Source organism: Chryseobacterium gambrini (genome assembly GCF_900156825.1).
Taxonomy (GTDB): Bacteria; Bacteroidota; Bacteroidia; order Flavobacteriales; family Weeksellaceae; genus Chryseobacterium; species Chryseobacterium gambrini.
Window position 1 is genome coordinate 39,295 of sequence record NZ_FTOV01000010.1, and the last position, 15,210, is coordinate 54,504.

9 protein-coding genes are annotated in these 15,210 nt (G+C 36.7%); 7 read left to right on the forward strand and 2 right to left on the reverse strand.

Translation table 11 applies throughout. From position 1 onward, the window contains the following. Positions 1-257: 257 nt before the first annotated feature. From BW951_RS16220 to mnmE, 5 genes are all read left to right on the forward strand, one after another. Entirely contained in the window at positions 258-2,027 is a 1,770-nt protein-coding gene (locus BW951_RS16220; protein ID WP_076394789.1) for an aminopeptidase P family protein, read from the forward strand. 265 nt (positions 2,028-2,292) lie between these two features. Beyond that, complete coding sequence (locus tag BW951_RS16225) at positions 2,293-2,859, forward strand: Crp/Fnr family transcriptional regulator (protein WP_076394791.1); 567 nt, start codon at positions 2,293-2,295, stop codon at positions 2,857-2,859. Between the two features lie 53 nt (positions 2,860-2,912). Continuing rightward, positions 2,913-3,938 carry a saccharopine dehydrogenase gene (locus tag BW951_RS16230; protein ID WP_076394793.1) on the forward strand — a complete coding sequence of 342 codons (1,026 nt, stop codon included), beginning with the start codon at positions 2,913-2,915 and terminating at the stop codon, positions 3,936-3,938. Next, positions 3,935-4,513: an NAD(P)H-dependent oxidoreductase gene (locus tag BW951_RS16235; protein WP_076394795.1), complete on the forward strand. Its 579-nt coding sequence runs from the start codon at positions 3,935-3,937 to the stop codon at positions 4,511-4,513. The genes BW951_RS16230 and BW951_RS16235 overlap by 4 nt, the downstream gene beginning before the upstream one ends. Positions 4,514-4,656: 143 nt before the next feature. Then, positions 4,657-6,042, forward strand: coding sequence for a tRNA uridine-5-carboxymethylaminomethyl(34) synthesis GTPase MnmE (gene mnmE / locus BW951_RS16240; RefSeq protein ID WP_076394797.1), 1,386 nt, complete (start codon positions 4,657-4,659; stop codon positions 6,040-6,042). 283 nt (positions 6,043-6,325) lie between these two features. Here the strand turns inward: mnmE and BW951_RS22810 are convergent, their stop codons facing one another. Then, positions 6,326-6,472, reverse strand: a complete 147-nt coding sequence (locus BW951_RS22810) for a hypothetical protein (RefSeq protein WP_175608834.1) — start codon at positions 6,470-6,472, stop codon at positions 6,326-6,328. A 642-nt stretch (positions 6,473-7,114) separates the two neighbouring features. On the opposite strand from BW951_RS22810, the gene BW951_RS22815 reads away from it, so the two are divergent. Together BW951_RS22815 and BW951_RS22820 are read left to right on the forward strand one after the other, a co-directional pair. Then, the gene (locus tag BW951_RS22815) at positions 7,115-11,050 is read left to right on the forward strand and encodes a hypothetical protein (protein WP_076394799.1); all 3,936 of its coding nucleotides are present in this window, start codon (positions 7,115-7,117) and stop codon (positions 11,048-11,050) included. A gap of 77 nt (positions 11,051-11,127) precedes the next feature. Beyond that, positions 11,128-13,386, forward strand: a complete 2,259-nt coding sequence (locus BW951_RS22820) for a hypothetical protein (protein ID WP_076394801.1) — start codon at positions 11,128-11,130, stop codon at positions 13,384-13,386. Between the two features lie 333 nt (positions 13,387-13,719). On the opposite strand, the gene BW951_RS16255 is transcribed toward BW951_RS22820, so the two are convergent. Further along, positions 13,720-15,210 (reverse strand): contractile injection system tape measure protein, encoded by a 1,491-nt coding sequence (locus BW951_RS16255; RefSeq protein WP_139326187.1) that lies wholly within the window; start codon positions 15,208-15,210, stop codon positions 13,720-13,722.

The window sequence follows — 15,210 nt, forward strand, 5'->3', positions numbered from 1 at the left end:
CGCACTCGCTGTTATAGTTTTTGGATTTGCGGCGGCGGAGCCGCCGCAAATCCAAAAACTATAAACGAGCTCAGACAAATGCTGCAATCCGGGCTAGGATTTCTGTCGTTCCACAAACATTTGCCATTTCAGGAAATCAAGAATAACAAAGCACAGAAAAACGTTCAATCATGCAGAAACGGTTTAAAAACAACAATAATTTCATCTTCAAAACTTAAAAAAATCGTAACTTCACCTCTTTAAAAAATTAAGATAAAATGACTTCAAAGGAAAAAGTAGCTGCGCTTCGTGAAGAAATGCAGAAAAATAATGTTGATGCATTTATAGTATATTCTGCAGATCCTCACATGAGCGAATATCTGCCGGAAGAATGGCAGGAGAGAGCATGGCTATCAGGATTTCTGGGTTCTGCAGGTTTTGTGGTAGTTACCAAAGACAAGGCAGGACTCTGGACAGACGGAAGATATTTTACACAGGCTCCGATCGAGCTGGCTGGTTCAGGAATCGATCTTTTCAAAGACGGAATGGAGGGAACGCCTCATTATATCGACTGGATCATTTCTGAAATTCCTGCGAACGGAAAAGTAGCGGTAAATGCTCTGGCAACTTCTCACGCTAACTGGGAATTGTTAACACAGAAATTAAACGCAAAAAATATTACCCTTGAAGACCTTCCTTTACTGAAAGAAATCTGGAAAGACAGGGGAGCACCTTCCAAAAATCCAATATATGTACATCCTGTAGAAAGAGCAGGAAAATCCGTAGTAGACAAAATCGCGGCAATACGCCAGAAAATGGAAGACATTGAGGCAACGGTACATATCATTTCAAGCTTGGATGATGTAGCATGGACGCTGAATTTAAGAGGAAGCGATGTAGAAAGCAATCCCGTGTTTTTAGGCTACATCGTTATCACTAAAAATGATGCGAAATTGTTTACAGATCTTGATAAGCTTGAAGTGGAAGCCAGAAGACAACTGGACGAAGCATGGGTAAAAATGATGCCTTATGAAGAATTCTACAACTGTCTGAAAGAATTTAAAAACGAAAAAGTTCTCGTTTCACCAAACAGCAACCAGTCGATTTTTGAAGCGTTGAAATCTGAAAATGAATTCATCAAAGCTCCGGTTCCGGGAAATCTGATGAAAGCCCAGAAAAACGAAACGGAACTTGAAGGATTCAGAAAAGTAATGGTAAGAGATGGCGTTGCAATGGTGAAATTCCTTTACTGGCTGACTCACAACGCCGGAAAAGAAGCCATGAACGAATATTCTATCGGTGAAAAACTGAGAGGCTTCCGTGCAGAAGGCGAAAATTTCGTAGGCGAAAGTTTCGGAAGCATCGTCGGATACAAAGACAACGGAGCTATTATGCACTATTCTGCCAAAAGTGAAGGAAGCAAAGACGTTACTAATGATGCAAGTATTCTGGTAGATTCCGGAGGTCAGTATTTGGAAGGAACAACAGATATTACAAGAACTTTGGCTTTAGGAGCAGTTTCTGAAGAATTCAAAAGAAATTCAACATTGGTTTTACAGGGATTAATCCGTTTATCGATGGTGAAATTCCCGAAGGGAACAAGAGGTGTTCAGCTGGATGCAATCGCAAGACTTCCGCTTTGGATGGTAGGGAAAGATTACAATCATGGAACTGGACATGGTGTAGGAAGTTTTATGAACGTTCACGAAGGTCCGCAAAACATCAGAAAAGATATGAATCCGCAGGAACTGTTGGTTGGAATGGTCTGCTCGAACGAACCGGGGTATTATCTGGAAGGAGAATACGGAATCCGTCATGAAAATCTGATCGCCGTAAAAGAATCTGCAACCACCATTCACGGTACTTTCTACGAATTCGAGACTTTAACATTCTGTCCGTTCTTTAAAGATACCATTGTGAAAGAAATTCTTTCTGAGGAAGAAATCAACTGGCTGAATGCTTATCATAAAACGTGTGAGGAGAAAATAGCGCCATATTTAGAAGGAGAAGTGAAAGACTGGTTCCTTGAACTTGTAAGTCCTTTGTAAAGAAAATAAATAGATTAAAAAACCGTCCTGTTAGTATTTGCAGGACGGTTTTTTTGCATTACCGTATTTTTACGGAGGTGTTTTTAGGGTTTATCCTGAAAAAATAAAATGAAACCCAACCTATCTTTGTACCAGCAAAAAGACATCATTCATATCTTCATATAGTAAATTCAAAGCAGGTAATCATCTCAGTTCTTGAGGTGATTTTTTTATTTAAGTCTGTATCTTTTGCTTACTTTTGCCGGAAAATCATATTCAGTCTCTAATGGTAAAGGATTTCTTTCGCAGTTTTAATATATTTTCAGAACAGGAAATTGAAGAATTTTTAAGGCTTTTTGAAGTCCGGAAACTCAACAAAAACGAAATTTTTATAAGAGAAGGTGAAAAATGCAGAGAGATTGCATTTATAGAAACCGGCATTTTCCGTTCTTATTATATTTCCGACGAAGGAAAAGATATAACCTACTGCTTTAGATTTCCGAATGATCTTATGGCTTCTTACTCATCATTTATTTCCGGTACACCAAGTGTAGAGACAATGCAGGCTATTTCAGATGCCGATTTGTTGATTTTAAAGAAAGATAAAGTAGAAGAATTAGTTCAGATTCATCCGAATTGGATGAAATTTTTAAAGACAATCGCCGAGCAGGAGTATCTCGAATTGGAAAAACGTTTTTTTCAGTTACAGAGGGATAACGCGACACAGAGATATTCTGTTTTACTAAACGATCAGCCGGAGTATATTCAGAATATTCCGTTGCAGTATCTGGCTTCTTATTTGGGAATTACACAAAGACATTTAAGCAGAATCAGAAAAGAAATTACTTTTTAGACATTTGTCCTACACCTTGAAGTGCTGCCTTTATAGTTTTGTAAAAAAAATATATGAAGTCAAACATTTTAATTATCGGCGGAAACGGAACGGTTGGAAAAACCATCGCAAGAATTTTTGCATCAAGAAATCCGCAGGCTGCTATTTTCATTGGAGGCAGGAAACAGGGAAAAACGGACAATGATTTAATAATTGATGTTACCAAACCTCACACATTTCAAGTAATTATTGATAAAAAAATAGACGTGATCATACTTTCTGTGAATGATAAGGAAGATCATGTTCTCCGTTTTGCCATTGAAAACAAGATAGATTATCTGGATATTACAAAACCGACTCCGGATCTTGTGAAAGCCTATGATTTTGCTAAAAAACACACAATAAACAGCAGAATTGTCTTCAGCTCCGGCTGGATGGGTGGAATTGTAAGTGGATTAATCAACGAGTTTTCTGATAGTATTAATGATATTGATGAAGCAAAACTTTTCGTTTACTATTCTGTGAAGGATCTTGCGGGAGAAAGTTCGGCTCATTTTATGGCTGAAAATGTAGCTAAGCCTTTCTTTAAATATCAAAATAATAAGCCGGTTTCTATCAAACATTTTCTGGATGCCGAACCATTCAGGTTTTCTTTCGGAATCGGAACAAGACAGGCTTATAATTTTGATGTTCCAGATTTATACATTTTAAATCAGATTGAAAAAATACCGAACGTAAGTGTTAAGATGACTTATAATTCAAAATTTATCACCTGGTTATTGGGAGCATTTCAAAAAATAAGACTGTACAATATTTTATCTTTAAAGGAAAGAAAAATGATTTTCGGCTCCAGCGGAAACGGCGATCAGTCGATTTTCGAAATTGTTATTAAAACTCATGAAGGATCTAAGAAAATAAGTCTACAAAGTACGAAAGGGCAGGCTGAATTAACAGCCTTATCCGCTGTTTTGCATGTAGAACACTTGTTGAAAAATTCTTATGAAAACAAAATTTACTTTAGTCATCATTTATATCAGAATTCTTCATTATTCCAATCTCTCAATGCCTCTGAAACCATTCATATAAAAATAACAGAATGAAAAAGATATTGATTATTAATGGTCATCCTAACAAAGATTCTTTCAATTTTGGGATAGCAAAAGCTTATCAGGACGGAGCTCTGCAGTCTGGAGCGGAAGTTAAGGAAATCGTTATTGCAGATTTAAATTTCAATCCGAATCTACAGTTTGGGTATCAGAAAAGAATGGAGCTGGAGCCTGATTTGGTGAAAGCCTGGGAAAAAATACAATGGGCGGATCATCTGGTCTGGATTCATCCGGTTTGGTGGGGAGGTTTACCGGCAATAATTAAGGGTTTTATCGACAGACTTTTTCTGCCTGGTTTTGCCTTCAAATACAGAGAAAATTCTGTTTGGTGGGACAAACTGCTGAAAGGAAAAACGGCTCACATCATCACAACATTAGATCAGCCGGGTTTATATTATCGTTTTTTCTTTGGCAGACCGAGCGTGAATCAGCTTAGAAAATCTGTATTGCAATTTTGTGGAGTAAAGCCTGTAAAAGTTACCTATATCGGAATTATTAAAACTTCGGATATAAAACAGCGCAAGATATGGCTTGAACAAATAAGACTGTTAGCAAAAAAACAGAAGTGACGATTTTGAATATCGTTTTAGAACTTAATGAGGTGCTTTTTGAAAATATTGCTTTGTATTTTAACTTGGAAAAAAGCAACCGAAAATCATGACAATAGATAAAGGATATTTTTGTTTGCGGTTAAAAACCGTAAATTTGCAGCATGAATAACGATACCATTTGTGCGTTGGCAACTGCCAATGGAGTAGGTGCTTTAGGAATTATAAGAGTTTCGGGAGTTGAAGCTTTAGCTGTTGTGCAAAAGTCTTTTCCGGGAAAAAATCTTTCTAAACAGAAATCCCACACCATTCATTACGGATATTTTATGGACGGGGAAGAAGCGATTGATGAAGTGATGCTTTCTATTTTTCTGGCTCCGAAAAGTTTTACGACAGAAAATTCTGTGGAAATTGCATTTCATGGGTCGCCGCACATTGGAAAACGTATTCTTGAAACGCTGATTAAAAATGGCGCAAGAATGGCAAAAGCCGGCGAATTTACGCTTCGTGCATTTATTAATGGAAGAATTGATCTTTCTCAGGCTGAAGCGATTGCCGATGTTATTGCGTCTGAAAATGAAGCTTCGAGGAAAGTGGCAATTAATCAGTTGAAAGGAGGAATTACCAACGAAATTTCTTTCCTGAGAACCGATTTGCTGAATTTTGTTTCATTAATTGAACTGGAGCTTGATTTTGCAGAAGAAGATGTGGAATTTGCGGACCGATCGGCTTTGGTTGGACTACTAAATAAAATTGAAGTAAAATTAAATTCCCTGATTGAAAGTTTCCAATACGGAAATGCCATCAAAAACGGAACCGCGGTTGCCATCATCGGAAAACCGAATGCCGGAAAATCAACCTTGTTGAATGCGTTGTTGAAGGAGGAGAGAGCAATTGTAAGCAATATTGCAGGAACGACGAGAGATACAATTGAGGAAGTTCTTCATATAAAAGGTCATGCTTTCCGTCTAATTGACACTGCAGGATTACGCGAAACAGTCGATGAAATTGAAGCCATTGGTGTGAAAAAAGCCAAAGAAAAGGTTGAAAATGCCAACATTCTAGTCTACTTAGCGGATGCTGCAACAGAAGATTTTTCCGAAGATATTGAAATGATAAAATCTCTTCAAAGAGATGATCTAAAGCTGATTATCTGTGCTACAAAAATTGATGAGGTTTCTCCTGCAACATATGAAAAAGCAGAAGATGTTTTCAGAAATGTAATATCTCAGGAATTTGACTTTATTAAAATTTCAGCGGTTGAAAATCAGAATATTCAGGATCTTAAAAATGAATTGTCTTCTTATGTAGAGCAGTTGAAAGCTTCTGAAAACAATGTTGTGATTACCAATCAGCGCCATTTTGAAGCACTACAGAAATCTTTGGAAGCCGTACAAAAAGTAAAAGAAGCAATTACTTTCCAAATTTCCACCGAACTTTTAGCTTACGAACTGAGAAACGCACTTGAACATCTCGGTGAAATTTCAGGCGAGGTAACAAACGATGAGGTTTTGGGGAATATTTTTTCTAAGTTTTGTATCGGGAAATAATACTTGAACCATCCTTATAAAATATGTAGATCAAAAAAATTATTAAAAGGGGATTTTTTGATCTCTACATTTAAAGTAACTTGTTTCAGTTAGTATATATGCAAACTTCAATAACAAGTCTTATGTAATTATACCAACTATTTGATAATTTTTTAAATGGATGTTGTCTTCTGGATGATCTTATTTTAACTTTTTAATCATTAAAGGGGTGAATTGTATAATTTTGTGAAAACAAAAATTAACGACAGTCTGTAGCGTCATCATCGGAAGAAATCCGCAGGGTCTATGTTTTAAAAACCTTATCGGGATTTCTACCGGCAAAAATGATTAGTACCATTGCTATTCTTGTTTTAGCTGTTTTATAACCTAAGTTATTCGCTTTTTTATAGATAAGGAAAAGCATAGAGGTAATCACGGTTATATAAACCATCACTTAAATTCCATTTTTATTGAGTGAAACCAAACGGGTAATGTTAAGTTTCTGTTTGATAAATCTGAAAACACTTCTATATCCCATCGTTTTCTGTAGTAATCGGAAACTTCTTTGGCAGAGAATTCAAATTCATTACTCAAAAGCTAAAATTCTTTTTCTGTTTTTCGTTTTTTTGAAAAGAGTAATTTTTTCAAAACATATCCATTTTTACGTATGATTTAAATACAATTAGACATGTTGAAATAAGATGACCGAATTTTTTAACAGGTAGTAGTTACATGGCAGGATAAGGACGTTTTCTTAATGTTAATTTTGTGAAAGTTTAAATATAAAATATTATTTCTAAGAATAATTTTAATTATTTCAAATAGTTTGTAAAAATATATAATTTTTCGCCCTGATTATCAATGTATTCCAAAAAATATAGTTTTTTGTTTTTTATACGACTAGTTCTGTCGCCGTGCAGGGTGATATTTGCAGTATAGAAAATAACAAAATGCAACTTGACATTAAGACTCACGGTGGATATATGTAGTCTGAAAACCACCTTAAAAAATAAGGCTAAAACCTGAAGTTATCCTCGGAAAAAGAAACTTCAAATCTCAACCTTTTTTAATAAAACCAAACAAATTTACAAAAATGTCTACAAACAACAATGCGACTCAGACACTTTTTCGATTCGCAACGATGAGAAACCCTGAACTATCAAACCCTAAAGACCTGGACAAGAGATTTATCTTCAGAAACTCTACTCTGAAATCAACCAGTGTTTTTGATACCAATCTGGCTGCTCAGAAAACGCTGTCGGCGATCTGTGCTAAAATTGATACTCAGAATATTGCTCTTCAGATTTTCACTGAGGATACGCTGAAATCCCAGTACGGTAAGTTCTATGAAACAATGGTTTGGATAGCCCGAAACAAATCTGTTGCTGCCAAAACAGAATTCGATGCAAAAATTACGGCATGCAAATCTGCAAACGGAGTTCCGGTAATTGATTCTAAACTGTGGGATAATCTTGTTTATCAGGTGATCACACAAAAAGATTTCTACGTAAAGGAATTTATTATGCAGCTTTTGCATCTGGCACATATTCTTCAGAATTATGATATGAAGGACGAAATGTATCAGAATATTGTAAGAGCCAAAGTGGTGCTTCCGAAAGAATTGTTTAAAACAGATACAAGCGGTCTGAATGGCGGAAATGCTTCCAGAATATCCGGTGCTGTTATTGAACAGACTCCACAGCCACAGGTAATGTACAATGATAAAAGCATGAAATTCGCAGAGGCAAAAGTAAGACTGATGGAAAACCAGAAACTTTCTGATGCTCTTGTCAAAGTGGAGAAATCGTACCGCAGAGAATATCAGGATGCTTATCAAAAGTCTTATGATACTTATATGAAAGAATCTGCGCCTATTAAGAACGAATATCAGAGCAGGCTTTCTGAAGCCGAAAGCCGAAAGAAGTTTTTGGAAGGAAGAATTCAGTATCTTACTGAATTTAGTATTTCTAATCCTGAGTATTTCTTAAGAGACGAGCGTTTGCCGAGTGAACTGAAGGAATTGAATGATGGGTTAGCAAAACTACAGGTTCCACCTGTGGAATTCGCAGAATTCAGCTTTGATTACCGTCCTGAAGTTTCTGCAGACAGCCTTCAGAAAAGCCTGAGCGCAGAGCATTTGTCCACGTTAGCAAAAGTCATGGGTATAGATTCTTTTGCTACGGGAATACAAGGAATAAGCTCTTTTAATGATCTTAACGAAAGTATTTCTCAGAATAATCTTGCCCTACAGCAGCAGGTTCTGAATAATACCGAGCTTAATACCCAGGTGTCTGCATCGGTTGGAGGAATGCTTATTCCTGTCACCAACACCGTAAACAGTAACGGATGGATTCCGTATAGTGTGAAAACCTACAGCAAAGGAAGTTCAGACTGGTTTATTATGCTTACGGTAGACAATTATACCTCCAATATTGTTTCTGGATCGTACAAAGTTATACTTAATGGGACCGAGATTGCTTCTACCAATATTTTTCAGGCTGTAAGCGGAGTCAATTTTCTTTTTTACAACGGAACGTCGATCCCGGCTGCACAAACCGTAAACACAGGAGGCTTTGTATTGCAGGGAGAAGTTGTTCTTGATGATGGTAAAACCTATTCTTTAAACGTTACCCTGACAAGAGACTCCTCGGAAATCGACAGAATTCTTAAACAAGGGGTTTTTAAAGGAAGTTCCGCATTCACTCCTGTAATGAAACCTGTAGAGCCGGAAAACCCTGGAACTCCTGTGATCATTCCTTCCAATGCTGCCGCATTTATTCCTTCAGGATTTGGAATGAGAAATATCGGTGTTGCAGATTATCTTAAAGTAGAACAGTCTTTACAGGGGTATATTGAAGGCGAAGTTGCCCACATCGAGAATGTAATGGCAAGGGAAAGAAGAGAAAAATCTACTAAAAAAACTTCTCGAAGCGAGATTACAACAATGGAATCTTCGGATACCGAAAAAGAACAGTTGCGCGATACTTCTACTGCAGACCGTTTTGAACTTCAGAATGAAATTTCAAAAGCAATTCAGAATGTGAAGGATGCAAATGTTTCAGCGTATGTAAACGGAGAAAATACCTATCCAAGCGGCTCTATTAATTATGGCGTTTCCGGAGGGTTCTCCACTCACAACTCTAAAGAAGAAAATACAAGACAGGCAATGACGCAAGCCAAGGAAATTACTCAGAAAGCAACAGACAGGGTAGTTACCAAGGTTCATAAAGAGCGTACAGAGAAAATGATTGAAGAATTTGAAGAATCAAATATTCATGAATTTGACAATAGAAAAGGAGACAAGCACGTAGTGGGAGTTTACCGTTGGGTAGACAAAATTTATAAAAATCAGATCTACAACTATGGTAAGAGAATGATGTTCGAATTCATGATTCCTGAGCCTGCCAAACTTCATAATTTAGGAATGAAGATTTCTAAGAATGCAGAAAATTTGTTGATTAAGCCTGTAGACCCGAGAGAATCAACTATTCATAAAATTGCCACATTTGCATCGTTAAATGATGATACCATTCTTAAATTCTGGCTGAGCAAATACAATGTTGAAGTGGATGAATTCCCCATGGCTACTTTCAGCATCAATAAATCATTTCACGAAAGAGATTCTGCACATACTGGTAAAGATGATGATAAGGTACAGGTAACGAACGGTTCAGGAGAGGTGGAAATTCCTGATGGATATGTTGTAGATCAGGTAACCTATACTTTCAATACATATCCTCACGGTTTTAAAGGATCTCATCAGGCATTTATTACCATTGCCGGAAATCCTCTGCCATGGATTGTTTCTGCAAACGACACACAAAAGAACGGAGTATTGAAAAATCTGAATGTTAAAGATAAACTTGCGTTTTCATTTGCAACCGGAGAAAGCCCTATTATCGAAGGAAGTTTAGATGTAAGATGCAATCTTACTGCTGAAGCCAAAAATGCATGGCTACAGAAAACATTCAACAAAATTATTGAAGCCTACGAAAAAGTAAAAACAAAATATGATCAGGATCTGGCGGCCATTCAGGCACAGGGAGTACAGATCAAAGGTTCTAACCCAGGATTCTACAGACAGATAGAAAATACCATATTGAGGAGAAACTGTATCTCCTACATGATAAACCAGAACCCTTCCGCTGCTCTTACTTTCGGTAAAAACAAATATTATAAGACCGATAATGCAGAAGAAAGCTTCCTGAACACAGAAGTAAAACTAGATTCTACACTGGATCAGTATACATCTTTCATAAAATTTGTGGAGCAGGCTTTCGAATGGGAAATCATGAGTTATTATTTCTATCCTTATTACTGGGGGAATAGAAACAACTGGGACAAAATGTATCAGTTTGATGATAATGATCCTACTTTCCGTGCATTCATGCAGTCCGGAATGGCCAGGGTAATTGTTACTGTAAGACCAGGCTTTGAAGAAGCAGTAAGGCATTATCTTGCAACCGGACAAATCTGGAATGGAGGAGAAATCCCTGTCATCGACGATCCTTTGTTCCTTTCTATAGTAGACGAAATGCGCAAAACAGAAGGTGAGAAATATGGTAAAGCATGGGCAACAAGACTGCCTACAGCACTTACAATTCTGCAGGCGCAGTCTATCGGGCTGAATGTCACAAAAGCACTTCCGTTTGACGATAATCTTTCTGATTATGAAGATCCTACAAAGGTTCCGCAATCTTCGGAGATTACTCCTAATGATGCACAGATAGGAGGTGATAGCGATACACAGAAAACAGGAAATATAGCAGGATCCATCAAAGGATTGGATGGTTTACTGCCAGAGATTATGCTCAAAAATATGGACAAGTCTCCTGTAGATTTTACCAACCCAGATGACGGAGGTGATTTCTTCCTGCAAAATATCCCTGTGGGTAAATATGAAATCTGTCTTGATGAAAATGAAGATCTGAACAACCAATATAACATTATCAGTGGTAAAGTTACCAGAGTTATTGAAGTAAAAGAAGGATCTACAACAGAAGTTTCGCTCATAGTAAAAAGAATCTAATGACATAACATCTGCTTCAGACATTAGGCGGTAATCTTAAGTTTACCGCCTGAAGTCTGCTGCATAAAACAAAACAAATGAAACCAGCAACAATAACCGCTATAGGGATCAATGCCAATGCATTAAGAACCACTCAAAGGGTTTTTGTAACAACACAAAATTTTAATCCTGAGAGACACCGTATTATCTTACGGGTTAACGGAAGATATTATGATAATCTGCTAAATTATTTTATACTGGATATCGCATTAGGACAGAATAAAAACCCTTTTCCTTTTCAGTTTCCGGTTACAGCAGAATACATCACCATCCATGCGCAGCTTTATGATTACAAAAGTGATGAGATTATTGCAACTAAAAAGCAGGAGTTCCTGAAACAATCCTTTACATTTAAAAAGGTGGGAGATCTTGATAAAACAAATCCAGCACATTTTAATTTTTTCTGGAATAGCAAAAGGCTGGTATCCAAGGTGGAAGGCCCATTTGATAAAGACGGAAAACTGAGATCCGAAATAAAGCCCGGTGAACGGTATTATTTTACAGCTACACCAAACCAGGATCTGCATAATGTGGAACTTCTTTCCGTAAAATGGTCTTACCGTTATGATGGCGGAGAAATTACCCGCTTTAAAAATCACAGTGAGACCGTCAGGAACGGATGCAACGTGATGGAATGTACTTTTCATAAGGATCCGAAGAAAATAAAAGTGTATGCGTATTTCTTCGATCCAAGCGAAAAGGTAATGGTAAAGTTTACCAATTCCGGAATCACGGAAGAAGAGGAAGAACAGGTACCTGCAAAACAGCAGCCCGCAGAAAGTAGCCCGGAAGTATCCGCTCTGGACAATACAGAAAGCTCAGGTGAAGCCTTGGTATGGAGTAAGAAAGTGAGTTCTGAGTTTTGTGAGAAAGTGAAAAAAATCTCAAAAAATCTCGGATTGCCACAGCAGAATAATGAAGGAGCCAATTGGCTGATGACGGTCATGGCCTTGGAATCGGCATATACATTCAGTCCAAAAGCCGGTACATTCGGGAAAAATCCTGATGAGACCAATAAATACAAATATGTCGGACTCATACAATTCGGAAAGGCGGCAGCAGAAGAAGTGGGAACAACCAGAACTCACCTGATGTCTTTAACGGCCGAGCAGCAATTGGATTATGTAGAAAAACATTTCAAGTTAAAAAGGTTCAGAGGATTATTGAAGAGTAAAACGGCTCTTTATCTTTCGGTTAATTATCCGGTAGCTACCAAACACGCCGGAGAAAAAGATTATGTGGTGTATGACAGCTCAAAGGATGCTTATGATGATAACCCGATGTTCAAAAGAGAATCCCATGAATTCTGGATTGATAAAAAAACAGGAAACAAAAAATACTATAAAGGCAGAAAAGGCAAATCATACGTATGGGAATTCGATGAAGCTTTAAATGAAGTTGAAGAATTGGGAAAACAATATATGAGCAATGCGTCTGCTCCCAAAAGCAAGCCTGTAGCCGATCATAAGAAAACATCTGCTCCATCTGCCACGCCTTCAGCTCCAAAAAATAATACAAAGGCGTCAGCAAAGGATATTGTAACCTACCATGTGTATCATAACGGTATAATAGAAAAGCATATTCCCAAACAAATAAAGCTGGGAAATGAGAAGAAATATAAATATGTGTATCATGACTACAAAAACGTAATACATGAGATCTGCGTAGCAGAATGGCATACCACAAAAGAAAAGGGAGTCGGGAAAGTACATATGACAAAGCCTACTCATGCTAAAATTGTATCAGACGAGAATGTGAATGAAGGAAATACCTCCAGAAGAGTAAAATATCAGAATGGTGATATCGCAGAGTATGGAACCCATCCTAAAAAAGGTAAAATATGGCTTTTGTATAAAGCCGGGCAAAATAATGTAGAACTTCTGAAAATGCCGGATAGTTTAAATTATAATAAGGACGAGGTATCCATAGCCTACGAATTTACAGAAACCAAGAGAAGATATACTGGGGTGAATTCATTTGCTGGGTTTATAGGATATCTGGCAAAGTCGGGCAGGAAACTAAAAACAACGGGAAGCTGTTTCTCCGAAGGATCAAGTTTTCCCAGTCAGGAACACTGTAATGGAAGAAGTGTGGATACTTTATATCTGAAGAAAGTAGAAGATGATCAGAAAGTAATTGACAGTGCTATATTTTTCCATTTCACAGAGGTTTTAAAAGGTGTTGATGCATACTGTAAAAAATTAAAAAGAGCGGGAAATGGAGGAACGCTCCACAACAGCCATCTTCATTCCGGGAATTTTGATGGGAGCATCGTTAAAACCATAACAGAAAAATAATGTAAGCAAGGTTTGAAAGTGCCAGAACCGGTTTAAATTTTTATTTTGAATTGGAATTTAAAGTGGATTAATGATTTTGGTTATTAATAAATTATTTAATTATGCATACTCTTTAAAATTCCGCTTCAAAATAAAATAATAGAATTTAAACAAATTATCAGAGGCAGAACCGAAGTGATTCTGCCTCTGTTATTTTATCCTGTGTAATAAGAAGTTTTAACTTAAATGATAAGTTTTTTCTTTACAGTAATTGCTTTTTTTCCTCTGTTGTACTATTAGATGGAAATTCTGTGCATAAGCTGTTTCTGAATATAACTCACAATTTAAAACTCTTTACCAGTTCACAAACATAAACTGATTCTTCCACGGAAGCTTCACAAGACCGATTCCCCATGAAAGTCTTTCCAGTAAAATATCTTGTGTCTTTCGTTCTACGGTAAGAGTGCAGTCGTGGTCGATGACAACCAGTTTTCCGGGACGTTGAAAAAATTCATTCCGGAGCAATTCTGCGGATGAGGTTTTCATAGCGCTCCAGTTATGCTGAACACTTTCTATCAGATTTTTAACTTGAGTTTTGTGTTTACGCGTAAGCTTAATATGTCGGTTGATCGATTGATGAAGAGGAATATTGCACAAAAATTTCTCAAATATCATGTCATATTCAGGAGCATTTATTTTTCCGGTAGCAATATAATGAAGCAGATGCGCACCCAATTCCGGATCTGAAAGCTGATTAGTTTTTTTGTCCAGAAGATCACAATGCTCAAAAAAAGTTTTCATAAACGGATGAATCAGAATCAGCCCGGCATTTTGAACATATTGTCCTTCATCAGAAATAATTTCTTCAGCTTTTTGTTCAGAATTCTTGTCATTCTGTATTACCACATCATTGATTTCCGTAAAATTTTGCTCATTTTTTTTCGTTGTCTTTTTTGTATTTTGATCGTTTTTGATGAATGTCTCTTCAATTTTTTCAATCAATTCAGCCTCTTTGATGATCGGAAATATCTTTAATACTGTTTTTAGGTTATGAAAATGATTTTTCACAAAAAATAAATCTTTTGATAAAGTCTCAGATTTCAGTATTTCTTCTAAAAAATAATCCTCAATATGAATGTTCGGAGATTTCAGATGCCTCGACAAAATATTTAAAACCAGTCTCCACACCGTGATTCTGTTTGTCTGATCCAGCTTTGAGATCAACTGTATAATCTCAGATTCTAAATTGATTTTTAATGCTTTATCTTTTAAAATAACATTGCATAATTGGGCAATTTGTCCGTCAGAAAGCTGATGAATGATTCTTTCCTGTACATTTCGTTTAGAAAAGGCAGGAAGAATGCAGCTTTGAAAATTTTCTGCCTGAATAATAGCATTAAATACATTTGGCTCAAGCAGAGAAAAACTTTTTTTATCAGAATTCCACCATGGCACACTTCCTCTTTCCAAAAAATAGATAAAGCTTTGAAGGATCTTTTCCTGGTTGGTCACCAGATACGCTTCAGAATTATTGGTCTTAACCTCATCCGAATTTAAAACAGGATTTGTAATTTCAGATAATTTCTCTTCAAAAACTTGGGCAATTTTATCTTTCAGATCAGAATTTAATGCGCTTCTTTTTACATCCAGATTCAATTCCAGTTTAGGGATCTGTAAAGTGCGGTCTGCTAATCTGTGTTCAAAAGTAGTGAGGTATTTTTCTATTTTCGGAAACACATCCATCGACAGAAAACTGTTGATGTCATCTTTTATGCTCAATCCTTTTTCTTTATTATTTACCGTAATTTCAATAAAAACTTTCTGAATGATATGATCTTGCTTCAC

Coding starts and splice junctions, on each gene's coding strand:
- BW951_RS16220 (WP_076394789.1), top strand. CDS start 258: ATGACTTCAAAGGAAAAAGTAGCTGCGCTTCGTGAAGAAATGCAGAAA.
- BW951_RS16225 (WP_076394791.1), top strand. CDS start 2,293: ATGGTAAAGGATTTCTTTCGCAGTTTTAATATATTTTCAGAACAGGAA.
- BW951_RS16230 (WP_076394793.1), top strand. CDS start 2,913: ATGAAGTCAAACATTTTAATTATCGGCGGAAACGGAACGGTTGGAAAA.
- BW951_RS16235 (WP_076394795.1), top strand. CDS start 3,935: ATGAAAAAGATATTGATTATTAATGGTCATCCTAACAAAGATTCTTTC.
- mnmE (WP_076394797.1), top strand. CDS start 4,657: ATGAATAACGATACCATTTGTGCGTTGGCAACTGCCAATGGAGTAGGT.
- BW951_RS22810 (WP_175608834.1), bottom strand. CDS start 6,472: ATGGTTTATATAACCGTGATTACCTCTATGCTTTTCCTTATCTATAAA.
- BW951_RS22815 (WP_076394799.1), top strand. CDS start 7,115: ATGTCTACAAACAACAATGCGACTCAGACACTTTTTCGATTCGCAACG.
- BW951_RS22820 (WP_076394801.1), top strand. CDS start 11,128: ATGAAACCAGCAACAATAACCGCTATAGGGATCAATGCCAATGCATTA.